The following is a 24,523-nucleotide window of genomic DNA, read 5'->3' as shown; positions in this document are numbered from 1 at the left end:
CTCAGTTCCGCAATTCTCCAATCCCCATGGAATCGGCCATTAGCCGATAAGCTGCAAAGCCATTTGCGGCAGCGAGTTGGCCTGCGAGAGCATGGCCACGGCGGACTGGGTGAGAATCTGCTGGCGGGTGAATTCCGTCATTTCCGTGGAAACGTCCACGTCGGAGATGCGGGATTCTGCAGCCTGCAGGTTCTCTGACTGAATCTGCAGGTTGGAGATGGTGTTTTCCAACCGGTTTTGCAGAGCACCGAGGTTCGCGCGGATCTTGTCCTTGGAGACAATGGCCTGGTCAATGGCGTCCAGAGCTTCCTGCGCTGCCTGCTGGGTAGAGATGGTGTACCCTGCGCCGCCAACAGCGGACTGGTTACCAAGACCGAGGGCAGAAGCAGTGCTGGTACCCACCTGAATGTAGTAATAGTCCTCTGCCGAGTCGTTGGAGGTACCGAAGTGCACCTTCAGCATACCCGTGGCATTGAGCCCGCTGCCGTCGTGGGTGGAGCTGGAAAGGTTGCCGTTGAGCAGATGGATGCCGTTGAAGTCCGTAGCGTTGGCGATACGGGTAATTTCCGAAGCCATGGCCTGATATTCGGAGTCGATTATCATACGCTGGTCGGACGTGTAGGTACCGGTTGCCGCCTGTTCTGCAAGTTCCTTCATGCGGATGAGCTTTTCGTCAATAACGGAGAGAGCACCGTCTGCAGTCTGGATGAGCGAGATGGCATCGTTGGCGTTACGCACGCCCTGGTTCAATGCGGATACGTCGGAACGCATGAGTTCGCGGATGGCGAGACCGGCAGCATCATCTGCCGCGCTGTTTACACGCAGACCGGATGAAAGACGCTGTGTGGACGTAGCAAGCTTGCCGTACGAGGTGCCAAGGTTGCGTGAAACGTTGGCGGCCATGAGGTTGTGGTTGATTACCAGTGACATAATACTTCCTCCATGAAGAGTTTGTCATGTGTTGAGCATCATTCCCTTGATGCTTTGCCGAAGATGTTTCCCTTCTCTTCGGCCTTACATGAAAGAAGCATTAAGTTTTGAACTATCTATAACCCCTCAATATACGTTGCAAATATTGTATTTTACACTTCTTAAGCAGATGCTTTTCGTTTCTTTACACATCTAGCATGCTTAAAATGACGACACGTCTTCTTTCTCATAGTAATAACGCAGCTTCTGCAGTGCGCTGTGGCGAATACTGCGTACAGTCTGCGGATGAATATCCAGAAAAGCGGCAATTTCTTCCGCCGTCATATCTTTTTCAAAGATGAGATGCAGAATGGACTGCTGGCGTGGAGACAGCACCCCCTTCGGCAGGTGCAGTTCACCGGAAGGCAGCACCTTTTCCTGCAACAGCTCGGGGCACTCGTCCAGAGGCGTCTGAAGCGCCCGTTGGGTCGCGCCGCTGCGTTTGTCGCGCAGATAATCAAGGGTGGTGCTGCGGGATACAACCGTCAGCCAGGTGGGAAAGGTACCCCGTTCCGGGTTCCACGTTTCAAGCAGACGGTAGTTGCTCCGCACGAGGCGCACGAACACCTCCTGCACCACGTCTTCCGTGTCTCCGGCAAGGGAATCGCGAACGCCGCTGCGGGAAAGAGTCCATGCAACGGTCTTCACTATACGGGGCTTGTAGGTGCCCACAAATTCCTGCCATGCCCGTGAATCGCCCAGCAGACAAGACGACACCAGCGATACGCAGGTATCATAGATACAGGGTGCATGTTGTTCAACATCATGCTGCGAGATGGAATACGAGTGCATTTCTGCCTCCAATACTGACGTTTTTCGCAAGCGATCGGGAAAAATGCGCCACTATTGGAGTTTCCTTCAAGAACATGGATACACTGGTGTAACCATATCCACTTGTTTCCCGTATTGATTACATATGCATTTCTCGCAGCGGAGTCTCTTAAGCAACGCATAAGAATGCATTTAGCAATGCAAAATACGCCTTAACAATTCTTGATATTGCAAACGGGAAGGATGGTGCCGATTTTGCACGCCTTTCTTACAAGCGATCACAGGGAAAAATGTGCCACATCTCAGGGGAAACGGCATGCATACTATACTTCTTATTGATGACGACATGGAACTTGCCTCCATGCTCGGCGATTATCTGGCACCGGAAGGCTTTACCCTGCGCATTGCGGGCTCGGGTCTGGACGGACTCTCCATGCTCGGCTCCGGTAACAACGACCTTGTCCTGCTTGATGTGGGCCTGCCGGACACCAACGGATTTGATGTGCTGGCGGAAATTCGTTCCTGCTCACAGGTTCCGGTCATCATGCTCACCGGCAGGGCGGAAAATGTTGATCGCATCGTGGGGCTGGAAATGGGGGCGGATGATTACCTGCCCAAACCGTTCGTTCCACGCGAACTGCTGGCAAGAATGCGCTCGGTGCTGCGACGCAGCAGGCTGGCACGGGCCGCTGCCCCCGTTCAGGGAAGACAGATAGCCATAGACGACCTGCTCATGGACAGAGGCGCACGCTCCGTTCACTGCAAAGGCGAGCCCGTCATGCTCACCTTTGCGGAATACACCATTCTGGAAATGCTGCTTGATGCAGGCGGCAACACCGTCTCGCGCGAGGATATTTCGCTCCGCGCCCTCGGGCGGGAGCTGGCCCCGTATGACCGCAGCATAGATGTGCATATGAGCAACATCCGCAGAAAACTCGGCCCCGCCCCCAGCGGCGGCGAGCGCATTATCACCGTGCGGGGCGCAGGGTATTTCTACCACTTCTCGGAACCGGCCCAGAAAACCTCCGGCCCTGCGGCATTCGTGCGCGTGAACGGAGGCATCCAGTGAGAACGTGGCTGCTCAGAATAGTGACGGCAGTGCTTGTTGCCATTGGCATCCTCAGCCTGTCCCTGTTCTTCTGCACCCGCGTGCTCGAACGGGGCCCCATGGCCACCCGCATGCGGCAGAATACCATGCGGGAGCTTATTCTGGCAGGCAACCTGCTGCTCAACCATTCCCGCACACCCCATGATCTGCGGGCACAGCTTCCATCTGCCATCACCAACGGTGCGGCCTACATGCTGTTCGACCGCAACATGCACCTCGTCTATGCCACGGATAACGATCCGGAACTGGTCATGCTGGCCGAAGAAGCATACCGAACCGGCGAACTGACCGGAGACATGCCCCTGCTGCATCACAGCGCAGGGGAACGTGAGGGACGCCTCGACAACGCCATGCCCTTTACGGCGGATGACGGTGAACTCTATTTCATTGCCGAAAGTCTTAGCCGGCACAACGCCATAAGCGAGGTATACACAGTCTCGTGGACAGGCTTCCGCATTCTTGCCCTGGTTCTGGCCGCCGGACTGGTCTTCTTGCTGCTGCGCTTTACCGAGCATCCGGCGCGTGAGATGCGCAAAGCCCTGCGGCGGTTTGCACGCGGCGAATACGACGCACGCGTGAACATGGACAAACGGTTCAAGGGCGACGAGCTTGCCAAGCTGGCATACGAATTCAATTCCATGGCGGAACACATGGGGCGGCTGCATGCGGAACAGCAACGATTGTTCGGTGAAATTTCCCACGAAATGCGCTCACCGCTCTCGCGCATGTCGCTCGCGGTTGAGCTGGCAGGCCGCTCGGTTCCGCCGGAAACCGCTCGCCTTATTACACGCATACGGCGCGATGCAGACAGACTGGGCACACTCTCCAACGAGATGCTCGAGCTTGCCCGCTGCCAGCGCCCCGCGCATAGAGAAGAACAGGTGAGCCTCACCGATCTTGTCCGGCAGGTTGCGGCAGACTCCCGTTTCGAGGCAGAAGCATCCGGCAAGCGTGTGGAATGCGGCCCCCTGCCCGAGCATGTGGAGATAACCGGCAACCGCGAAACACTCTACCGCATGTTAGAGAATGTCATCCGCAACGGCGTCCGCCACACTCCGCAGGATACGGCCGTGAGCGTAAACATGGCATTTGCCGAACATGCCGGACGCGACGAAGCCATTATCCGCATTGCTGACAAAGGCTCAGGCGTACCGCAGGAAGAGTTGCAGAGCATTTTCCGCCCCTTTGTGCGAGGCTCATCATCGCACGGGCTGGAAGGCAAAGGGCTGGGGCTCGCCATTACCCGCCACGTGGCCATGCGGCACGGTGGCTCCGTGATCGGCGAAAACAACCCCGAAGGGGGCTTTGTGGTCTCCATCCGGCTGCCCGTAACCAAAAGAAGAAACGAAGAAACCGCAGTTCGCCGTCTGGCCGTACAATTTTCCTGATCGGACAGCCGATTTGCAGGCATGAAAAAGGGAGGGGCAACCCTCCCTTTCAAACTGCCGACAAAACCATTTCTGATAGTTTTTGGCTCCGCCGGGCAGGAACCTAACGTTCCTGCACCTCGTATAAGCGACGAGAATCCGTTTATTGGACCTCTTCTCCGGCTTAACGGGAATGCGGCGTTACTGAAAATGAGGGTTTGTCATTACCCCGAATACGAGGGACACTCCTCCCTTGCTGTTTGCAGGATACCTACTCAGCCTGCGCCGCAAGCCTGTCCAGACAGTCCTGCACATAGCCATCCAGCTGCGCCGCTTCAGGCAGTCCCAGAACCGATGCGTCCTGCATCTGCCTGTCCATCAGGCCGTCCATCTGCGGAATGGTCACGCAGGATTCCGGCAGGCCGTCCAGAGAAGGTACCTGCCCCCCGCGAAAACGGTTCAGCGCGAGCACCTGACGTTTCAGGCCCAGATCACGGGCCATGCGCCCCACCTCTGCGCCCGTCTGCAGGCTGCGCATGGAAGGTTCGCTCACAACTATCAGCCCGTCCACATGGGCAACGGTGCCGCGCCCCAGATGTTCCACACCGGCCTCAAGATCCACAATGACCCACTCGTCGCGTTCCACGATCAGGTGAGCCAGCACAGCCTTGAGCAGGGCGTTGGCATCACAGGCGCATCCGCCGCCCGCATTGGTAACGGCCCCCATGACCAGCAACCGCTTGCGGCCTGCTGTCACGCCATCAAGGGCGGGGCCTCCCAGAGGCACATCCACGGCAAGGGATTCCGGCAGGTCGCCCACGTCAGGATTCAGTTTGAGAAAGCCGTCCGCGTGGATGCGGTCACGCACCAGATCGGCCCGCCTGATGAGCGGCTCCGGCAACGCCTGCGGTGACAGGCCGGAAGCCTGACCGAGCGAGAGCGCCGTATCCGCGTCCACCATCCACACATTTTTGCCGGACCGTGCCAGCCAGTCTGCCGTCCACGCCGCGAGGGAAGTTTTGCCCACCCCGCCTTTGCCTGCAAACGCTATTTTCATGATTCACCACCGCCTGATTGAACCGCAGGCTGCTTTGCCCGCCTGTATGCGCCCCGCATTCCGTATCATCCGGCGCCTCCCTACCACAAAGAGTCAGAGAGTTGGCTCCCGGCAGGAACGGCCCCTGCCGTACAACCCGCACGGGGGCGCAAGGTCAACTGCGGGGCGAAGGAGGTTTCGCCCCGCAGTACCCTTCTATTCGCTCAGTCCGAGCGCCTTGCGCTTTGCTCTGATGCGAATATCGAACATCTCGGCCGTCTTCACCGGGTCAGGCTCGATGAAGAAGGAGGCACCCACCAGCCCTTCAAGGCCGGAGACGGCAAGATCCGTCACGACCGTGGAGCCAAGGATGTTGGGAGGATGCCCGAGATGGGTATAGATACCGCTGGCCACGGCATACAGGCCGATGGCAGCAGCCTTTTCCGAATACCATTCCGGCGAAGAGGCACCCACCGGCAAATCAGAGATATCCACGCCAAGCGCGTTGGCCAGCGCGGCGCACAGCTGCATGATGCGCGAGTTATCCACACAGGACCCGTAGTGAAGCACCGGCGGAATGCCCAGAGCACCGCACACCTTTTTCAGCCCCGGACCTGCCATGTCTATGGCCTGCGGAACCAGCAACCCTGCCTTGCCCGCCGCCGTGGTGACACAGCCGGTTGCAAGGACAAGAATGTCGCGCTTGATCAGTTCCTTGGCCAGCCCCACGTTCATGGAGTCCTGCTTGAACTTGGGGTTGTTGCAGCCCACAATGCCCACGGCACCGCGGATTTCGCCGCTGGCAATGGCCTGCACCAGCGGGTCGAGCGAACCGCCCAACGCACCGATTATGGCCTCGTTTGAGAAGCCGGTCATGATTTCCACAGGCTCGCAGGGAATGTCCACGCGGGGAGCATCGCGTTCCGCAAAGGCGTTGACGGCAATTTCCACGATCTTACGGGCCTCTGACAGCGCGTTGTGCGGATGAATGTCGAAGTGGATGCCGCCGGTGAAGCGCGCCTTCTGGGCGGTATCGATGAACTTGGTGTGGTAGCAGCCGGAAATCTGCACAAGACTGGGCATGATGCACTGGTAGTCCACCACAATGGCTTCCACAGCGCCGGTAATAATGGCCAGCTCGGTCATGAGGTGGTTGCCCGCCATGGGAATACCCTGCCGCATGAGCAGCTCGTTGCCGGTGCAGCACAGGCCCGCAACATTAATGCCGGTTGCGCCCAGCGCCTTGGCCTTTGCGACCATTTCCGGCTCGCGTGCGGCAGCCAGAATCATTTCGGAAACCACGGGATTGTGCCCGTGCACCAGAATGTTGACCTGATCCTTCTTGATGACGCCAAGGTTCGCCGTGGACATTCTGGGCGTGGGCGTGCCGAAGATCACGTCAGACAGCTCGGTGCCGATCATGGAACCGGACCAGCCGTCCGCCAGCGCAGTGCGGGCCGCATGAATGAGGGTGTTGGGCGCATCGTTGTCGCAGCCCATGTGCGTGCGGTGCATCATTTCCGCGATTTCGCGGTCAACACCGCGCGGAGTCATGCCCAGCTTGTTCCAGATGTCCTTGCGCTTCTGCGGCACGCGGGAGAGGAAGGCAACTTCCTTCTTGCGGCTGCCGAAGTCGCCGTAAAAAACTTCCATCACATCACGGGCCACATCCATGACGGCGCGGCCTTCGGTCTGCACGCCCACCTCGGCGGCAATGGCACGCAGCTTTGCCTCGTCGGTGATGCGATAATCCCCGGTTTCGCCTTCCACAATGGCTTCCAGCACTTCGATAAGATCGCGTCCGTGGTCCGAATGCCCTGCCGCACCACCGGCGATAAAGCGTCCGAAGTTACGGGCGACCACCACGTGAGCGTCTGCGCCGCACACGCCGCGGGGCATCTTCTCGCTGATGCGGCACGGCCCCATAGTACAGTTGCGGCAGGTCGTTCCCAGCTCGCAGAATTTGCAATGCGGGGTCTGCTGCGCCAGCCGCTCATGCACGGTTTCAATGCCTTCGGCCCGCCCCTTGCGGATCATGGCCTTTGCATCGTCCCATATGGTCAATTCATCAATAGGTTTCGGTTCCCTTGCCATACACGCCTCCTTGTCTCGGCTTCAGGGAGCACCACCCCCCTGTTGTCTAAAAAACGGCACTATCCATATTCCAGCCCCCACTCTATCGTGAAAACAGTTCCGCGTATGTCGGCTAGCCGACATCTCTGGCCGCTTTGTTCTTTTTTGCCTCCGGCAGGCAGGGAGGATAATCCCCCCGCACCCTGTATAAGCGATACATCTCGGACTATTGGCTCAATCATCGGATTAATGATGGTCGTTTTGCAAAAACTTGAATTACCACCAAGCCAGACTTCCGGCAGGCACATCAGCGGCCAATTGCATAAAAAAAGCCTCCCTTGCCGGGAGGCTCCATAATCACATGCTTGAGGCACCCGCCGCTCGCTCAAGAGCGGCCATGCTGGGAATGAAATATCGGCCCCTGCCGCGCTTCTGCATAAGCTCGGCACGCACCATGTCGTTCAGCAGCGTGGAAACCGTCTGGCGGGTCGCCCCCATCAGCTGGGCAAGCTGCTCGATGGTCAGATCAATCGTAAGATCCACGCCGTCCGCCTCCGGCACGCCGTTCCGTTTCGCCTCATCAAGAATGAAACCGATAAGGCGCTTGTAGATATCCTTGAAGGCCAGACCGCCGATTATGGAAAAGGAGTTGTTCAGAATATTGCCGAGCACCCTGACCATGGTGCGGGTGAATAACGGCACCTCGACCATGACCCGCTTCACGGACTGCACGTCCGTTGTCAGCAGCAAGGTATCGTCCATGGCCTGCGCAAAGCACCCGGCGTGAGTGGAATAGATATCGCCCCTCTCAAGAAACCCGAGGGTGAATTCCTTGTCTTCATAAGCCAGATATACCCGCACTCTGCCACGGGCGATGACGAAAACCGTGTTCTCATCCGTCTCAGCCGCATAGATGACCTGCCCTTTGGGAAAAGAGCGCTCGTGGAACACAGCCCGCAGGCCGGAAAGTTCCTCTTTTGCCAGTTCATCCAGCAGGTTGACGCCGGAAAATTTCATGCACGCCTCCAGTGATCATGCATATGCTCAATGGAGCACATGTATTTTGAATAGTTCTACATACGGAGGCAAAAGTACAGCTAAAAAGCACCACGACATGCCGGATACAGCTCCCCTACGACATTATCCGGCGGGTTCGGGCATACGCAAAGGCATTGAGGAGATGAAGAGACGAACGACCGGCGGGCAATACCGGTGGGCAGTATCAGCAGACAGAGCCTGTTGCCTACCCCTATCCCAACCGTTGCCAGAGGGCGGCAAGGCCTTCGCCGGTGGCGGTGCTCACGCGGTACATCTCGCGGGCACCGGCGGAGTGCAGAAAACGCTCTGCGCGTTCAGGGTTGGCGTCAGGGGCATCCGTATTGGTGACCACACCAAGGACAGTGCGGTTGAAAATGGGAGCAAACTGGGGGGGGAAGACGCTCGCTCTGCGGGTGGCATCCTGCACCATGAGCAGGATTTCGCAGTCGGCAGCGGTGGTGATGAGGGCGTGGTAGAAGCGGCGGTTTTCGAGAAACTCGCCGGGAGTGTTGATGAAGGGACCACAGAATTCCAGCGCCATGGGCCTGCGGGAAACAAAATGCTCACCGGAAAGCGCACTGATGAGCGAGCTTTTGCCCGCCCCTGTCTCGCCAATGAGCATGGTTCTCTTCATCGTACGTAGCCTGAGGGGGACTAGGAACGGGTCATGGGGACGGATGCATAGCGCAGCACGCCGTCAAAGTATGCCAGCACAGCGCGCAGGGCGGCTTCCACACTGGCAACGTCGCCGGTGATCATCAGCGAGCCGCCGAAACGGTCCAGAAAACCGATATCCACTCCGGCCGCCTTGGTGGCGATATCCGCAGCGATAATCACGCCTTCGCTGGGCGTGATGGTCAGCAGGCCGATGGCATCGCACGCCTCGTTGTCCAACCCCAGTTTCAGGTAGATGCTCTTCTGGGGGCTGGCGATCACATGTGCCAACGTGATCTGCTTGCCCGGAACATATTCCTGAATGACACGCTGTTTGGGTTCGTCTGAAAGTATGGTCATGTCCGTTCTCCAGTTTGAAGAGCAAGGTACCTGTGCATATGCATATGCCTCCGGCGGGGGGGCTCTGCCCGCACCCGGCAGGGACCTGAGGCCCCTGCACCCCCGATTGGGGATGTCGCCTGAGCGGGTATACCCCAATCCCGGCGTATCATCGCCCCAGCCCGTATTCAGCCCTTATTGAGCCGAAGCCGGAGTGGGGTTCAGTTATCCTCGTACTACTGTCCTCATCCGCCGGGTGCAGGGGGCGCGTGCCCCCTGCCCGCCGGAGGCGAAAACAATACTGAAACCCGTTCCTACAGCAGCTGGGCCTTCAGGCCTTCGCTGGGGGAAGGAATAACCACGTGGCTGAGTACGGGGCCTGCTTCTGCAACGCCTGCCACACCGGCTTCCACGGAAGATTCCACGGAGGCCACATCGCCGGTCATGACCACGAAGGCCTTGCCTGCGAGACCTGCGGCAATGCGGATTTCCAGCAGCCAGACCTGACCGGACTTGGCGGCGGCATCCGCAGCCAGAATGCAGGAGGCGGCGGTGCAGGTTTCGATGATACCCAGTGCGTTGATCTCAGAGGTCTGAGCCGTGCCGCTGAGAGCGGGAATAACGTCGGGGTGCACGCTGGGAATGGTGAACCAGTCCACGAGCATGTCCTTGCTGATGGCGCGGCCTGCTTCCACGGAGCTCTTCACGGCACCGGTATCGCCGGTGACTATAATAAGGTAGCGGCCCGGACAGGTGGGACGCGCCAGAACGATTTCCACTTCCGCAGCCTTGACCATGGCGTCTGCGGCCTGCATGCCCAGAGCCACGCTGTTCAGTTCTACACAGCCGATAGTGCGCAAATTCATAGTATTCACCTGATCCTAAGCCCTGATGGTTACCACGCCATCCGCGATGGCTTCTACGGTGCCGCTGATGCTCGCATGGATGCGGGCGCCCATGGCCTTTTCCGGAATCTCGCCGATGAGGTCGCCCTGCTGCACCTTGTTGCCCACGGCAACGGTACAGGCTGCGGGCGCACCGATGTGCTGACCAAGGCGGATATGCACAACGGAAGGAGTGAACTCTCCGGCATACTCCGTGTGGGAGTAGTACTTTTCAAGATCGAGCCGCTGAATGAGCCGCATGGTGGGTACCTGACGGCTGTTGCGGAAGGGGTTGGCCACCAGCTCCTTGCCGGAGGATTCCCACTTCGCGCCTTCGCGCATGAGCACCTTTTTGATCTGGGCGTTCACTTCGCGGGGCGAAACCATCATGGGGCATGCAAACTTTTCGCAGATGCCGCATTCGGAACACAGCAGCGCTTCACGGGCGATGGGGCTGGATGCCACAAGGCTTTCAGGAATCCGCATGAGCTTGTGCGGGTGCAGGGAGTGTCCGAGCAGATTGCGGGGGCACAGGTCCGTGCAGCGGGTACACTGACAGCATACGGAATTGGTGATGCGGCGGATGCGCGCAGGGTCCATGACCTTGCCCGCAACCACGGTGTGGGTGGGCGGCAGCAGAATGAGTCCGCTGGTGGTCTTGGTCACGGGCTGGTGCACATCGGGCAGCACGCGGCCCATCATGGGGCCGCCGTCCACCACGCGGTAGTCGGCAATGGTGGCACCGCCCGCAAAGGCGATAACGTCGGAAACAAGCGTGCCCACGGGCACCTTGACGACCATGGGGTGCGCAATCTCGCCGGTGATGGTGAGATAACGGTGGGTAACGGGCTTGCCGTCCATGGCCAGCGCAATGTTGTAGAGCGACTCTACGTTGCTCACCACCGCGCCTATCTGCAGCGGAATGCCGCGTTCGGGCACGGTTTTGCCCAGCACTTCATGCACGAGCACATGCTCGTCACCTGCGGGGTAAAAATCTCTGAGTTCAAAGGCTTCCAGCCCTTCTCCGGCGTGGCGGGCAACCGCCTCACGCACAACGGCAAATGCCTTGGCGTGCTTGCCTTTCAGGCAGATGATGCCTCTGGAAGCCTTGGTACAGTCCATAACGGCCTTGAGACCGCGGATGACGTTCTCAATTTCCGCTTCCAGAAGATACGGGTCGCTCATGAGCAACGGCTCACAGGAGGCCCCGTTCACCAACACGGTATCAACCGTGGCGGCGGCCTTCACATGTGTAGGAAGCCCCGCGCCGCCAGCACCGACAACGCCTGCATTCCTGATAATATCTACTATCTGTTCTCCCACGGAACTGCCCTCACCGGTGGCAAACCGGCCCGTTTCGCCGCGCATCCGTCTGTCCGACCCTTGGCTCTGACGGATGCGGCGGCTATTCATGCAATGGGGATGTAATCAAACTCCTACCAGGCCTGCTCAAGGAGCAGCCTGATATTGTCCTGCGACGGTCTTCTGGGATTACCGGCCGTGCAGATGTCTTCGAGCACGTTTCTGGACATGGTATCCAGATGCGCGCGGAAGGCGGATTCATCAATCTTCAGGGCACCGATTCTGGCGGGAATGCCCATGGCCTCGTTGAGGTCGCACACGGCCTTGATAAGGCTGGTGGTACCCTCTTCAACCGAGGAGCTGGGAAGGCCGAGAATTTCGGCAATTTCGCGGTACTTCATGCCCACGTCAAAGCTGTTGAAGCGGATGACGAAGGGAAGCACAACGGAGTTTGCAAGGCCGTGCGGCACGTGGAACAGGCCGCCAAGGCTGTGCGCGATGCTGTGCGTAATGCCCAGACCGCTGTTGTTGAAGGCCATGCCGGCCATGCACGAGGCAAGGAGCATGTTTTCGCGTGCTTCCATGTCGTCGCCGTGGCGGTAGGCCCGCAGCAGATATTTGAAAACGTAACGGATGGCGTGTTCCGCATAGATGGTCGTAAAGGCATTGGCCTTGCGGGAAGTATACGCCTCAATGGCGTGCGTGAGCACGTCCATGCCGGTGGATGCCGTCACGTGCGGAGGCACAGTACGGGTAAAGCGGGCATCCAGAATGGCCATGTCGGGGATGAGGAGCTCGTCGTTGAGGGGAATCTTCACCTCGTTGACCTTGTCCGTCACCACGGAAATGGCGGTTACTTCAGAACCGGTTCCGCTGGTAGTGGGTATGGCGACCAGCAGAGGCTTTTTCACCTCGCCGCCCGCCTTGTAAGCAAAATACATGATGGCCTTGGCAGCATCGATGGCGGAACCGCCACCAAGGGCGATAACCGCGTCGGCCTGATCTTGCATGAAGAGTCTGGTTCCCTTGGTCACCGTTTCCAGCGAAGGATCGGGCTCCACACCGTCAAAGGTGCGGTGGGCTACGCCAACGCGGTCCAGATGGCTCTTGATGCGGTCGATAAAGCCGGTCTTCACCATGAAGGGGTCCGTCACGATGAAGGCCTGCTTTGCAGGCAGATGCTCGAGGGTCTCAAGGGCATCTTCGCCATAGCAGATTTTGGTTTTTCCGTAGAACTGTGTCACCCTCGAAATCTCCAACTTGTAGAAAACATTATGTCAAATGAATAACCGGGAGCAAGGCGGGCCGGAGCAGGCTCCGGCCCGGGCCTCGAAAACTGCTACTTGCCGCACTTGGGCAGAATCAGTTCCACTTCGTTGTGCGGACGGGGAATAACATGCACGCTCACCAGTTCACCTACACGGTCGGCAGCAGCCGCACCTGCGTCGGTAGCAGCCTTCACGGCACCCACGTCGCCGCGGACCATAACGGTCACGAGACCGCCGCCAACCTGTTCCCGGCCCACGAGTTCAACGTTGGCAGCCTTTACCATGGCATCAGCGGCTTCAATGGCGCCGACAAGGCCCTTGGTTTCAATCATACCCAGTGCGTTAAGCATAATTTTCTCCTTCTATCCTTTTTTACTCAGTAAATTCCGAATCAGATGTTTTCACGAATGGTCTTGGCAACCTGCCAGCTGATGGCCTGCAGCTTTTCCAGATCGTCAACCCCGTATTCCGTCTTCAGCATGGCGGCCACGCCGAGCATGAGCCGCTCAAGGTCAGCCGTGCAGGCGGCACAGGTGCATCCGGGCGGGCAGGAATGCGCCTTGGCAGCGCATGCCTCGCAGGTGCAGCCGGGAGGGCACGCAGCAGCCTCAGGCTTGGGACCGTAGACAATGGCGATGCCGCGCTTGCTCAGTTCATCCTTGGCACCGGCCGTGAGGATGATGGAGCCGTCGACATAGACCTTTCCCGTTGCCTTGCAGATGCAGGCATCGATTCCGTCTTTTTCCACCAGTTTCTTTTTCATGGTTACCTCACACCGCTTGTTAAGGCCCTGACGACCGAAGCGGAGGGACGGGGAATCACCACCGCATCGACAAGGTTCTGGCCCAGAGCCGATTTAGCCGCCTCTGCGGCCTCCTCAACGGAGGCAACGTCTCCGCTGAGCACAAAATATGATTTGCCGTTTATGCCCTGCCCCGTGACCAGACGGGCCAGCTGCACGGCGGAGCGCTTTACGGCGCAGTCTGCCGCGTTGATGCCGGACGATACGTTGCGGCATTCGATGACACCGAGCGCATCGTGCTCGTTTGCGGCAGAGCTTTTCTTCAGCGCGTCCAGCACCTGCGGGGACACGTTGGAGATGACAAAGCTGCCGGAAAGGGTGCGGCCGGATTCGCGCGCAGTTTCCACGGCCGTGTGCACGGCCTGCCTGTCGCCCGCGACAAAGATCAGGTACCGGCCGGAGCAGATGGTCGACGCGCGGACGAGTTCCACGTCCGCCGACTTGACCATGCTGTCCGCGATCACTGCTCCGCCTGCTATGCTACGGCTTTCCACCACGCCAAGAGTATCCATGCCTGCCTCGCCCCGGACCTAGTCCTTGTCTTCGTCGATGATGCCGACGATGGATGCATCCACAGGGGATTCGGGATTGCGCAGCGCCTTGCGGGCCGAGCTGCCGGTGGTTATCAGCACCTTGTCGCCGATACCGGAACCCACACAGTCCACAGCCACGAAGTTCTCAAGGCTCTCACCGTTCACGGTATCAAGCCGCTGCACGATCATGAGCTTGAGCCCGTTGAGGGAATCTTCCTTCCGCGTGGCCCAGATATTACCGATAACCCTGCCGATCATCATACGCGTACCACCCTAGAAGCCTTTGACAATGTTGATATTCATGTTCTTAGCCGCTTCCACGGCAAGGGGTGTTACCACCGCCGCCGCAGACACCATGAGGGTGGTGGCCCCTTTTTCTGCAGCCCCGGCAACGTCTTTTTCCGTCACCAGGCTTTCGCGGAACCGGACAGCGTCCGGGCGCTTTCTGCTGAATTCCTTCAGGCCGTATCCCGCCAGCGTCTTCTCGTACGACTCATACAGCTTGTACAGGCTGTCGGGGGCGGTTTCGGCGTATGCCTTGTAGCCGAACTCCAGCGTCTCGATCTTCACGCCGGAGAGCAGCAGGCGCAGCACCTCGGTCATAAGGGAACCGGAAGCGCGGCCCAGAGCAAGGTCGGCCATGGAAGCGCAGCACAGGTGCGGCAGGATGTAGCGCGAGGGGGTGCGGCCGTTGGTGGGCTCCATGAAGTAGACAAAATCCGCCTCTTCATCGAGATGCGCCTGCACCTTGGCGGCAACCTTGGCATCGCGTGCGCCGAGAATCATGACGCAGGGCTTTTCCGGTCTGCCGTTCAGCTGCTTGAGCACTTCGCGCGCTATGGTGCTGACAAGTTCGTTCACATCCATGACTATCTCCTGCGCAGCCCGCTATGCGGGGCTCTGCGCGTAACAGTTCAGGGCAATGCCCAGTGGGGTGACAAGGAACGGGTTGGCAGGCTTGTACACCGGCTTGCCGGTATCCTTAGCAATGACGGCTTCCATGTTCTTCAGGCAGCAAGTGCCGCCCACAAGGTAGATGCCCGCAATGTCGCGCCCCTGAATGTGCCTGTTGATGATGGAGGCCATCTTCTGAATGACGGGACGCACCACAACCAGCACGTCGGTCTGGCGGTCGGCTTCCTTCTTCAGCTTTTCAGCCTCTTCGAAGGGAATGCCCATGTTGCCTGCAAGCACAAGGCTCACATGGGTACCACCGGTGGGCTCGTCGGCCACATAGGTCACCTTGCCGTCTTCGAGAACGGAAAGGCCCGTGGTGCCGCCGCCGATATCCACGATCACGCCGTTGTCCACGCCGAGCACGGCATTGGCTGCGGTGGGTTCGTCCAGAATGGTGGTGACCTCCAGCCCTGCACCTTCCACCACATGGCGGTGGGTGCCGCAGTCCTTTTCACCGGTACCGGGAGGCACGGCGATGGCGGCGTGGGTCAGTTGCCGACCCAGCCGCTCTTCAATTTCGTTCACCAGCTTGCGAACAATGCGGGTAGCACCGATGTAGTCCACCACAAGGCCGTCCTTGATGACCTGCGCGAACTCCATGGCACAGGCCACGGGTTCCTTGGCGCCGTTCAGCACCACGACCACGATGTAGGCCGTGCCAAGGTCAACACCCACGTGCAGCTTTTCATCGGCGCTTACCGGAACGGTATTGGCGATGCACTGCTCAAGGGCGCTGATCTGGCTATCAATGGCTGCAAAGTCCATGTACCGCACCATTCTTCCTGCTGATTATTCTGCCGTTTACCTTGGAGTTCCAACCGGCGCTGTTGCCTTCGTCGGGGTCGATGTGCATGGCCAGCTTGAACTGTTCGTTCACGCGGATCAGAACATCTTCGAGTACCAGAGGACGGTCGCCGTCAATGCGCACGCTCACCAGATCGCCGTCGGCTACGCAGAGTTTCTTCGCGTCTGCGGGGGGCATGTGGATGTGGCGGGAAGCGATGATCACGCCTTCCTCAAGGCCCACAATGCCGGTCTGGGAGGCAAGGATGATGCCGGGGGTAGATTTGGTATCGCCGGACTGGCGCACGGGGGCGTCAATGCCGAGGATACGGGCATCGGTCTTGGAAATTTCCACCTGCGAGCTGCCGCGCGAGGGACCGAGAACCGCCACGTTGTCCATGACGCCCTTGGGTCCGATAAGGCGCACACGTTCCTTTGCGAGGAACTGGCCGGGCTGGGAAAGATCGCGTGCGTGGGTGAGAGGCGCACCGAACAGTGCAATGGCATCCTTTTCGCTCAGGTGCACATGGCGCGCGGAAAGTTCAACCGGAATGGGGGTATCGCCGCCCTCGCAGCAGGGGGCTGCGTGAGGCTGGTATGCGGGCTGGCATCCGGGCTGGCCCGCCGCCTGGCCACCCATCTGGCTCAGCACGTTCTTGAGTACCCCTTCCAAAATATCTTTAATGGCTCTCTCGTCCATGATCGCTCCGCTTGAGAAGTACCGGCTTGGTATTTCACGGGCGTGCTGCCGTTATCGACGCGCCCGTTCATGGTATCGCCCTGCGTTTCAGTTGCCCGCGGGGCTGTTATCGTCATGCCGTCCGCCCCTTTCGGGAGCGGGCAGCGGAGGGGGACGGGGTGCGTCCCCCTCCTCGTGCTGCGAAAACGCCGTTTTCGTGGCTCCTGCCTCCTGCGTGCGGTGCATGGCATCGCTGCACAGGGTCAGGATCTGGTCGCCTGACCGGCTCCCGTTCCGCCGGAATCCGGATTCCGTCGGAACCGGACCAAACCGACAGGATTAGCCGACCTTGGGCAGAATGGTTTCCACTTCGCCGTGAGGACGGGGAATAACGTGCACGCTGACCAGTTCGCCAACATGCTTGGCTGCGGCTGCGCCTGCGTCGGTGGCAGCCTTGACTGCGCCCACGTCGCCGCGAACCATAACGGTTACCAGACCGCCGCCAACCTGGGTGCGGCCGATCAGGGTTACGTTGGCAGCCTTGACCATTGCGTCTGCTGCTTCGATGGCGCCTACGAGACCCTTGGTCTCAATCATGCCGAGTGCGTTGGAAGATGACATGTCTATCTCCTTGTACAGTGTGTTTTGCGTCTATATTAAAAGCCGTTTCCGTAACGGATCAGGCCATTTGCTTGAGCTGCTCGATAATCATCGCGGTAATGGCGTTGATATCGAGATTGTGTGCCTCTGCCTTCTGTTCAGCCTGCGGAGCGCAGCATACGGTACCCAGATCGTAGGCAACGCGGCGGACGTTGAGCAGGTTCATGGGGGTCACGTTATCGGAGGTGGCGCTGCCGCCCACCGTGCCGCAACCAAGGGTGAACGAGGGGAACAGGTTGGTGGTAATGCCCACGGCACCATGGGTGGAGGGGGTGTTTACCAGCAGGCGGGAAACGGGCTTCTTCAGACCGAACTCGCGGATGACTTCTTCGTTCATGGAATGGATGGACAGGGAGTGGCCGATGCCGCCGTTCTTCAGCAGGGCGTGGCACAGCTCGCAGGCTTCCTTCCAATCTTCAACCACGTAGAAGCCCAGCAGAGCGGTGAGCTTTTCCTTGGAGAAGGGATACTTGGGGCCTACACCCTTTTCATCGGAAACCAGCAGGCGGGTGCCGGCGGGCACTTCGATTCCGGCGAGCTTGGCAATGTAGCCAGCGTCGCGGCCTACGATGTCGGGGTTCATGGAACCGTTACCGCGTTCCATGACGCGCTTCACCTTTTCCAGCTTGTCGCCTTCAAGGAAGTATGCGCCGTGGGCGATCAGAGAGGCTCTCACCTTGTCGGCGATGACCGCGTCGGTCACAACAGCCTGCTCGGAGGCACACACGGTACCGTTGTCAAAGGTCTTGCTTGCGAAGATCTTGGTAACGGCGTCTTCAATATTTGCGGAACGCTCGATGTAGGCGGGCACGTTGCCTGCGCCCACGCCGAGGGCGGGGGTGCCGGAGCTGTATGCAGCCTTGACCATGCCGGGACCGCCGGTGGCCAGAATGAGGTCGACGATCTTCATCAGTTCGCCGCTGCCCTCAAGGGTGGGCACGCTGATGCAGCTGACAAGGTCTTCGCTCACGCCGCAGTTGTTCAGTACGCCGCGAATCATTTCCACAGTCTTGGAAATGCACTTCTTGGCGCTGGGGTGCGGGGTGAAGACAATGGCGTTGCCGGACTTCAGGGAGATGATGGACTTGTAGATGGTCGTGGAGGTGGGGTTGGTCGAGGGAACGATACCCGCGATAACCCCGACAGGCACGGCAATCTCGACGATCTTGTGTTCCTTGTCGTCCTTGATCACGCCGATGGTCTTCATGTCCTTGATGGCTTCGATCAGCTTCTCGCTGGCCAGGATGTTCTTGGTCTTCTTATCCTGAACCTTGCCGAAGCCGGTTTCCTCAACAGCCATGGCTGCCAGCGTTTCCGCATGGGCAACGGCTGCGTCGGCGATTGCCTTCACAATGGCGTCAATATGCTCCTGATCCATCAGGGCATATTCCGCCTGTGCCTTACGTGCTGCTCGCACCAGGGCACGGGCTTCCTGAATGGACAATAGGTCCTTGTCTACCATGGGACTACTCCTCTATCTGCCTGTATGCAGAGATGATTGCTTCAATCAGGTCCTTCTTGACCGCCTTGCGTACCTCTTCCGCGCTCAGAGTAAGCCCGGAAAGAGATGCGGCGATCTGGCGCAACCTGTTCACGCTCATTTTCTTCAACTGCGAAACTTCATGACGTACCGTCTCTGATTTCGGGGGCTTGACTGAAGCGGTTGCCTCAGGCCGGGCAGAAGGATGGGCAGGCATGGGAGCCCCTTCCGCTTCAGCCTCTTCTTCAGTCAAGGCCCTCGCAATAGCCGGAGAAACCGCCGCGGGGTCGGGGTTTGCGGTGCTCCCGGCATTATCAGAGTAAATTTGTGCATTGCCGCCTGCGGGCTCTTCTGCAACGGCGGGGGTTGCAGGGGCTGCAGGGGCTGCCGGTGCTGAAGACGCGGCAGGAGCCTGCGGCTCTTCAACAGTCAGCTCGGCAAAGGAAAGAATCCGTGCCAGTTCCTCATCGGGACGGGCAATAACGTGCTCGGAAACCAGCGTGGCACCGTGTATGCGGCCTATGGCCGAAACAGCTGCATCCACAGAGGCGCGCACCGCAGAGACCTCTCCGGCGATGGTAATGGTCACCAGCCCGCCGCCCACGAGGTTCTTTTCAAGCAGGCGTACATCCGCCGTCTTGAGCATGGCGTCCGCGCCTTCAACGGCGGCGAGCAGCCCTTTTGTTTCGATGAGTCCAAGTGCTTTCATGCGTTTTCTCCTCACTCACAACGGTGCGTGCGTTTCCATCAATGCCGGATAACGGCGACCGGGAAGTCATACTTCCGGATTGCCCCTTCAATGCGCGCGAGTTCCTCGTCGCTCAGGTCCGGCTTGCCTTCCATGGGGTATTCCCATCGCAGCTGGGTGTACTTGTTCACGCCCATCTTGTGGTAAGGCAACAGATCTATTCCCTTGAAATTCTTGTAATCCTGATACGGCTTCAAAAACTCGATCATACGGGCGATGTCTTCTTCGCTGTCGTTCACGCCCCGCATCAAAGGCACCCTGATCTTCACGTTGTTCCTGTTTTCGAGCAGACAGATAAGGTTGTTCAGAATCCACTCGTTACGCACACCGGTAAGCTCGTAGTGCTTGTCGGAATCCATGTGCTTGATGTCGAAGAGGAACAGGTCGGTGTATTCGGCCACCTTCATGATCACTTCGGGGCGTGCGTAGCCGCAGGTTTCCATGGCGGTGTTGATGCCGCGCTGCTTGCAGGCCATGAGCAGGCTGGTTGCCGCTTCGGGCTGCATGAGCACTTCGCCGCCGCCAAGGGTGACGCCGCCGCCGGAAACCTCGTAGAAGGGTCGGTCTTCCTCAATGATCTCCACAAGCTCGGAGATGGTCTTGCTTTCTCCTGCAATGGCCAGTGCCGTGGCGGGGCAGACCTGCTCGCACTCGCGGCAGCCAATGCATTCGGCCTTTTCATCAATCTCGTGCTTGTTGCCTGCGGTCATGCAGTGCACGCCTGCAGGGCAGACCTGTGCGCATGCGCCGCAGTTCACGCAGCTGTTCTTCTTGTAGAGCACCTGATACTGCCTGAGCTGCCCTTCAGGATTCGAGCACCACTTGCAACGCAGGGGGCATCCCTTGAAAAACACCAGGGTGCGCACGCCGGGACCGTCATACATGTTGTATTTCTGTATGTTGAAGATAAGAGCTTTTCTTTCGATCACGGTCTTGCCTCTGGTGTTTCCGGTTGCTTGCGGTAGTTCGAATCCCGAAGGGTTTATTCAATCAGTATGCAGTCGACGGGTTAGATCGAATGCAGCATGGTACGGCTGATGATTTCGTCCTGAACGTCCTTGCAGAGTTCGACGAAGAAGGCGCTGTAGCCGGCCACGCGCACAACGAGATCGCGATACTTTTCAGGATGCTTCTGCGCATCGATCAGCGTGTCGTTGTCCAGGTAGTTGAACTGCATTTCGCCGTTGCCGAGCATGCATGCGGTGCGGATCAGGGTGATCAGACCGTTTTCGCCCTCGGGGTTGTCCAGCAGGCCGGACATCAGCTTGAAGTTGTGCACCATGCCGATGTTCATGTTGTCGTTGGCCATCTTGGAAACGGACTTGATAATGGCCGTGGGGCCCTTGTAGTCCGCACCCTGCGTGGGGCTGATGCCGTCGGAAAGCGGCGCCCATGCCTGGCGGCCGTTGGCGGAAGCGCCAAGCAGCTGGCCGAAGGGGGTGTTGTTGGAGATGGACAGCGTGCCATGGCTGAGCACGGAGTACAGGGTCTTGAACTTGCGGTGCTCCACTTCGGTGAAGTGCACGAGATCCGCAGCGATCATGTCGGCATAGTCGTCGTCGTTGCCGTACTTGGGTGCGGCAAGGCAGTCGGCCTTGATCTGGTCGTAGCCCACAAAGTCAACCTTCAGCGCATCATTCAGCTGCTGCAGGGTGTACTTCTTCTCGTCGTAAACCAGCTTCTTGATGGCAGCCATGGAGTCCACGTAGGTGGCCAGACCGCTCCACACAACGCCGGGGCCGAAGTTGTACATGGCGCCGCCGCCGGAAACGTCGCGGCCCTTTTCCATGCAGCCTTCGTACATCAGGGACATGAGCGGCTTGGGTGCCAGATCACGGTGCACACGCTGGGAGATAACAGTAGCGATGCTGGTGTTCTTGGTGATCCACTTGATCTGGTACTTAACGGCTTCTTCAAACTTCTCGTAGGTGTCGAACTGGCTCAGGTCGCCCATATCGGGAGTAACCTGCTTGCCGTACCACAGCGGCACGCCGTGGTTGAGCACCAGCTCGATGCAGATGGGCCACTGGGTGTAGCCGGTGGAGGTCCACTGGTACAGACGGCCGGACTTCTGGGGTTCAACGCAACCCATGAGGCAGTAGTCGCGGGCATCTTCCATGCTTACGCCCTTGGCGAGCATCATCTTGATGTGGGCATCGTCAAAGTGCACGGCAGGGAAGCCCATGCCGGAGCGGATAACGTCCACGATCTTCTTCAGATACTTCTGCGGGGACTTGATGTGCACACGGGTTGCCAGCGTGGGCTGGTAGATACGCACGTGGCGCACTGCGTCCATGAGCAGGTAGGTCAGGTCGTTGGTGGCGTCATGCCCTTCACGGGTAACGCCGCCCACGCACATGTTCACGAAGGGCTGGTAGCCGGCAAAGAACTTGGAAGCGCCTTCGCTGGTGAGCCACATCATTTCGGACATCTTCACGAGCATGCAACCGGCAAGGTCAAAGGCTTCGTAATCGGTCATGCGACCGGAATCGATGTCTGCGCGGTAGAAGGGATACATGTACTGGTCAACGCGGCCGATGGACATGCCGGTCTGGTTTTCTTCAACCACGAGCAGAGACTCGACGGTCCAGACAGCCTGAATGGCTTCCCAGAAGTTGCTGGGAGCATGGGCAGGCACGCGGGCGTTGATTTCGGAAATCTTCAGCAGTTCAGCCTTGCGCTTGGGATCGCTTTCCTTGGATGCCAGTTCGTAGGCATACTGGGACAGGCGCTTGGCATAGATCATCACGCCTTCTGCAGTCTCGATGACGGACTTGTAGAAGTAGATCTTGTCGATGTCGTCGGGGTTTGCGTAATCCAGATGATCAAGGTGCTCCTGCGCTTCATGCTGAATGTCCAGCATGCCCTTCTTCATCAGGATGACGTCGTAACCGGGGTTGGAGTCGCCACCGCCGTTCACCGCGTGGTAGGAGCAGTCGGAAACGTAGGATTCTGCGGACATTTCCCACAGGCCCGCTTCGCGGTACTGGCCTTCGCACAGTTCATCAACGGACTTGTTTTCCCAGAAGGGGAAGATTTCGTCGCGCAGGATCTTCTTGTCTTCTTCGGAGATGTAGAAGGGGTCCTGAGCACGGGTGCCGATGCTTTCCATTTCGTCACGCAGCCAGCGCCATGCCACGTCGGGGGCAAAGGCACCGGCGCGGGGTGCGCCGTTGGGCGAACCGACGATGAGTTCGTGGTCCTGAATCACCAGTGGTGCGGTTTCGCAGCAGTAGCGGAAGGTCTTGGCACGCAGCAGCGCAGCAGGGATACCGGGATTCTCCTTGGCAATCTTGGTGATTGCGCGGGCACGGTGAATGGTAACGCTGGGCACATGCGTGAGGAACTTTTCCTTCAGCTTGAGGTGACGCTCGGTGGGACCATCCGGAATGCCGCAGCCTTCATGGTGGTCATCAGCTTTGGCAACAGGAGCCTTGCCCGTCAGTTCTGCGGAAACGCCTTCGAAAATCTTCTTCAGCGAAGCCCGCTCTGTGGGAGTCAGGTTCTTGGTCGCCTCTGCGAGTTTGGTCGAAAAATCGTGAAGATCCACTTATGCTTCCTCCATTTATCTGTCTGCAGAACCGTTCATGACCTTGATCGCCTCTGCCAAGATCTGCTGTATTGTCTGCATCGTGCTTGTATTGCTATGTTCATCGGGCATGCCGTTTTCCTTGCGGGGCTGCTCCGTTTCCGAAGCGGCTGCGGCCATGCCGTCCATGTATTTTTCGCCGTAACCGACCTTGCGCGTGTAGATGAAATTGAGCGGCGACACGTTGTCAGAGGTGATGCCGAATCCGGCAGAGCCGCTGCCCAGAATCATTGAGGGGAAGAGATTGGTCGTTGCTCCCATGCCGCCGAGGGTGCCGGGCGTATTGACCAGCATTCTGCCAACGGGCTTTTTCAGCGCGAACTGGCGGATAACCTCTGCGTCGCCCGAGTGGATGACAAGGGTGTGGGCGTTACGTTCGTGGAGAAGCAGCTCGATGCATTTTTCGCAGGCGTGCATCCAGTCGTCTTCCACGTAGAAGGCAAGAACAGGGGAAAGCAGTTCCCTTGAATAGGGATCTGCTTCAGAAACGTATTTGCGCTCCGCAACCAGAACGGTAACGTCCCTGGGTGCGGTAATGCCCGCCTTGCGGGCGAGGGCTGCGGCAGAAACGCCGACCATGCCCGTTCTGCGGCGGCCGTCAGGACAGAAGAACAGTTCGCCGAGTCGCAGCGATTCTTCTTCCGTCATGAAATAGGCGCCGCACTCCTGCAGAACACGCCGCACTTCCTGTGCGATGCAGGAGTCGACAACAATGGATTGCTCCGCGCCGGGGGCTATCCCGTTATCAAATGTCTTGCTCCGGATGATATCGCGCACGGCCTGACGGATATCTGCAGTGCGTTCGATGAAAGCCGGACCATTGCCCGTGCCGCCAAAGATGACCGGCTTGCCCGCGGCGTGTGCAGCCTTGAGCATGCCCGGAACACCCGAGATCATGATGAGGGAAGTGGCCGCATGGTTCATCAGCTCCTCAGTGCCGGTCTTGGTCACCGTTTCCAGATAGGAAAGGCAGCCTTCCGGCAGTCCGTGCGACTGTGCAGCCTCGATCATGATATCCAGCACTCTGGTCATGGACTTCGAAGCCCGCGGATGGGGCGAGAAGATGACGGCGTTGCCGGACTTGATGGCAATAAGCGTAGTATAAATGGCAGTGGAGACGGGGCTGGTGGAAGGACACAAGGCCACGATCACCCCGACGGGAACACCCACATCCATGAGGTGCCTGTCGCGGTCTTCGCCGATAATGCCGATGCAACGCATGCCGCGAAGCTGCTGACGGATATGGCCGCAGACAAAGCGTATCTTGAGCTGCTTGTCCTGCCATCTGCCGTAGTCAGTTTCTTCGCGGGACATGACGGCGAGCGCGTCCGCGTGGTGTTCCACGGCGTCCGCAATGCTTTCCACAATCCCGTCCAGCTGCTCCTGCGTAAAGGTGGCAAGTGCACGCTGAGCCATCTTGGCGTTTTCCGCCAGAATTCTGGCTTGCTGGATGGAGAGCAGATCGTTGTCGACTATCATTATC

The 24,523-nt window shown here is 58.8% G+C and carries 25 protein-coding genes; 2 read left to right on the top strand and 23 right to left on the bottom strand.

Features of this window, described 5'->3' with window-relative positions; translation table 11 throughout:
- Positions 1 to 39 precede the first annotated feature (39 nt).
- Both HUV30_RS17075 and HUV30_RS17070 read right to left on the bottom strand, forming a co-directional pair.
- Positions 40 to 930, bottom strand: a complete 891-nt coding sequence (locus tag HUV30_RS17075; protein WP_174406707.1) for a flagellin N-terminal helical domain-containing protein — start codon at positions 928 to 930, stop codon at positions 40 to 42.
- Between the two features lie 201 nt (positions 931 to 1,131).
- Positions 1,132 to 1,761 carry an RNA polymerase sigma factor gene (locus tag HUV30_RS17070; protein WP_174406706.1) on the bottom strand — a complete coding sequence of 210 codons (630 nt, stop codon included), beginning with the start codon at positions 1,759 to 1,761 and terminating at the stop codon, positions 1,132 to 1,134.
- A 295-nt stretch (positions 1,762 to 2,056) separates the two neighbouring features.
- Here HUV30_RS17070 and HUV30_RS17065 point away from each other — a divergent pair, with 295 nt between their 5' ends.
- Both HUV30_RS17065 and HUV30_RS17060 read left to right on the top strand, forming a co-directional pair.
- Positions 2,057 to 2,809 carry a response regulator transcription factor gene (locus tag HUV30_RS17065; protein WP_174406705.1) on the top strand — a complete coding sequence of 251 codons (753 nt, stop codon included), beginning with the start codon at positions 2,057 to 2,059 and terminating at the stop codon, positions 2,807 to 2,809.
- On the top strand, positions 2,806 to 4,236 hold the full coding sequence (locus HUV30_RS17060; RefSeq protein WP_174406704.1) for a HAMP domain-containing sensor histidine kinase: 1,431 nt from the start codon (positions 2,806 to 2,808) through the stop codon (positions 4,234 to 4,236). Before HUV30_RS17065 ends, HUV30_RS17060 begins: the two co-directional genes overlap by 4 nt.
- Before the next feature lie 250 nt (positions 4,237 to 4,486).
- Here the strand turns inward: HUV30_RS17060 and HUV30_RS17055 are convergent, their stop codons facing one another.
- The 21 genes from HUV30_RS17055 to HUV30_RS16955 all read right to left on the bottom strand — a co-directional run bounded on the left by HUV30_RS17055 (position 4,487) and on the right by HUV30_RS16955 (position 24,519).
- A complete protein-coding gene (locus tag HUV30_RS17055) occupies positions 4,487 to 5,272 on the bottom strand; it encodes an ATP-binding protein (protein ID WP_174406703.1) in 786 nt (261 codons plus the stop codon).
- A gap of 195 nt (positions 5,273 to 5,467) precedes the next feature.
- Complete coding sequence (gene cooS / locus HUV30_RS17050; protein WP_174406702.1) at positions 5,468 to 7,345, bottom strand: anaerobic carbon-monoxide dehydrogenase catalytic subunit; 1,878 nt, start codon at positions 7,343 to 7,345, stop codon at positions 5,468 to 5,470.
- Between the two features lie 336 nt (positions 7,346 to 7,681).
- Positions 7,682 to 8,341, bottom strand: a complete 660-nt coding sequence (locus HUV30_RS17045) for a Crp/Fnr family transcriptional regulator (RefSeq protein ID WP_174406701.1) — start codon at positions 8,339 to 8,341, stop codon at positions 7,682 to 7,684.
- Positions 8,342 to 8,573: 232 nt separating this feature from the next.
- Positions 8,574 to 8,996: a EutP/PduV family microcompartment system protein gene (locus HUV30_RS17040; protein ID WP_174406700.1), complete on the bottom strand. Its 423-nt coding sequence runs from the start codon at positions 8,994 to 8,996 to the stop codon at positions 8,574 to 8,576.
- A gap of 20 nt (positions 8,997 to 9,016) precedes the next feature.
- Positions 9,017 to 9,376 (bottom strand): BMC domain-containing protein, encoded by a 360-nt coding sequence (locus HUV30_RS17035; protein WP_174406699.1) that lies wholly within the window; start codon positions 9,374 to 9,376, stop codon positions 9,017 to 9,019.
- 293 nt (positions 9,377 to 9,669) lie between these two features.
- Positions 9,670 to 10,221, bottom strand: a complete 552-nt coding sequence (locus HUV30_RS17030) for a BMC domain-containing protein (RefSeq protein WP_174406698.1) — start codon at positions 10,219 to 10,221, stop codon at positions 9,670 to 9,672.
- A 15-nt stretch (positions 10,222 to 10,236) separates the two neighbouring features.
- Complete coding sequence (locus tag HUV30_RS17025; RefSeq protein WP_243452232.1) at positions 10,237 to 11,607, bottom strand: SLBB domain-containing protein; 1,371 nt, start codon at positions 11,605 to 11,607, stop codon at positions 10,237 to 10,239.
- A 68-nt stretch (positions 11,608 to 11,675) separates the two neighbouring features.
- Positions 11,676 to 12,785: a 1-propanol dehydrogenase PduQ gene (locus HUV30_RS17020; RefSeq protein WP_174406697.1), complete on the bottom strand. Its 1,110-nt coding sequence runs from the start codon at positions 12,783 to 12,785 to the stop codon at positions 11,676 to 11,678.
- A gap of 95 nt (positions 12,786 to 12,880) precedes the next feature.
- On the bottom strand, positions 12,881 to 13,162 hold the full coding sequence (eutM, locus tag HUV30_RS17015; RefSeq protein ID WP_243452247.1) for an ethanolamine utilization microcompartment protein EutM: 282 nt from the start codon (positions 13,160 to 13,162) through the stop codon (positions 12,881 to 12,883).
- A gap of 38 nt (positions 13,163 to 13,200) precedes the next feature.
- Complete coding sequence (locus HUV30_RS17010) at positions 13,201 to 13,572, bottom strand: hypothetical protein (RefSeq protein WP_174406695.1); 372 nt, start codon at positions 13,570 to 13,572, stop codon at positions 13,201 to 13,203.
- A gap of 2 nt (positions 13,573 to 13,574) precedes the next feature.
- Positions 13,575 to 14,123, bottom strand: coding sequence for a BMC domain-containing protein (locus HUV30_RS17005; RefSeq protein WP_174406694.1), 549 nt, complete (start codon positions 14,121 to 14,123; stop codon positions 13,575 to 13,577).
- Positions 14,124 to 14,141: 18 nt separating this feature from the next.
- Positions 14,142 to 14,405 carry a EutN/CcmL family microcompartment protein gene (locus HUV30_RS17000; protein ID WP_174406693.1) on the bottom strand — a complete coding sequence of 88 codons (264 nt, stop codon included), beginning with the start codon at positions 14,403 to 14,405 and terminating at the stop codon, positions 14,142 to 14,144.
- A 12-nt stretch (positions 14,406 to 14,417) separates the two neighbouring features.
- On the bottom strand, positions 14,418 to 15,011 hold the full coding sequence (locus HUV30_RS16995) for a hypothetical protein (RefSeq protein ID WP_243452231.1): 594 nt from the start codon (positions 15,009 to 15,011) through the stop codon (positions 14,418 to 14,420).
- 21 nt (positions 15,012 to 15,032) lie between these two features.
- Positions 15,033 to 15,878: an ethanolamine utilization protein EutJ gene (gene eutJ, locus HUV30_RS16990; protein ID WP_243452230.1), complete on the bottom strand. Its 846-nt coding sequence runs from the start codon at positions 15,876 to 15,878 to the stop codon at positions 15,033 to 15,035.
- Positions 15,847 to 16,584, bottom strand: coding sequence for a phosphate propanoyltransferase (locus HUV30_RS16985; protein ID WP_174406692.1), 738 nt, complete (start codon positions 16,582 to 16,584; stop codon positions 15,847 to 15,849). Before HUV30_RS16985 ends, eutJ begins: the two co-directional genes overlap by 32 nt.
- 318 nt (positions 16,585 to 16,902) lie before the next feature.
- Complete coding sequence (eutM, locus tag HUV30_RS16980; protein WP_174406691.1) at positions 16,903 to 17,184, bottom strand: ethanolamine utilization microcompartment protein EutM; 282 nt, start codon at positions 17,182 to 17,184, stop codon at positions 16,903 to 16,905.
- Positions 17,185 to 17,242: 58 nt separating this feature from the next.
- Positions 17,243 to 18,685 carry an acetaldehyde dehydrogenase (acetylating) gene (locus HUV30_RS16975; RefSeq protein ID WP_174406690.1) on the bottom strand — a complete coding sequence of 481 codons (1,443 nt, stop codon included), beginning with the start codon at positions 18,683 to 18,685 and terminating at the stop codon, positions 17,243 to 17,245.
- Positions 18,686 to 18,689: 4 nt separating this feature from the next.
- Positions 18,690 to 19,412 (bottom strand): BMC domain-containing protein, encoded by a 723-nt coding sequence (locus HUV30_RS18490; protein WP_174406689.1) that lies wholly within the window; start codon positions 19,410 to 19,412, stop codon positions 18,690 to 18,692.
- A 38-nt stretch (positions 19,413 to 19,450) separates the two neighbouring features.
- Positions 19,451 to 20,380, bottom strand: coding sequence for a choline TMA-lyase-activating enzyme (gene cutD / locus HUV30_RS16965; RefSeq protein WP_174406688.1), 930 nt, complete (start codon positions 20,378 to 20,380; stop codon positions 19,451 to 19,453).
- 80 nt (positions 20,381 to 20,460) lie between these two features.
- A complete protein-coding gene (gene cutC, locus HUV30_RS16960; protein WP_174406687.1) occupies positions 20,461 to 23,001 on the bottom strand; it encodes a choline trimethylamine-lyase in 2,541 nt (846 codons plus the stop codon).
- A gap of 15 nt (positions 23,002 to 23,016) precedes the next feature.
- A complete protein-coding gene (locus HUV30_RS16955; protein WP_174406686.1) occupies positions 23,017 to 24,519 on the bottom strand; it encodes an aldehyde dehydrogenase family protein in 1,503 nt (500 codons plus the stop codon).
- Positions 24,520 to 24,523: the final 4 nt, after the last annotated feature.

Origin of the sequence: Desulfovibrio subterraneus, from assembly GCF_013340285.1 — a bacterium.
GTDB lineage: Bacteria > Desulfobacterota > Desulfovibrionia > Desulfovibrionales > Desulfovibrionaceae > Halodesulfovibrio > Halodesulfovibrio subterraneus.
The sequence above is the reverse complement of the archived record's forward strand: the minus strand, read 5'-3'. Positions and strand labels throughout refer to the sequence as shown.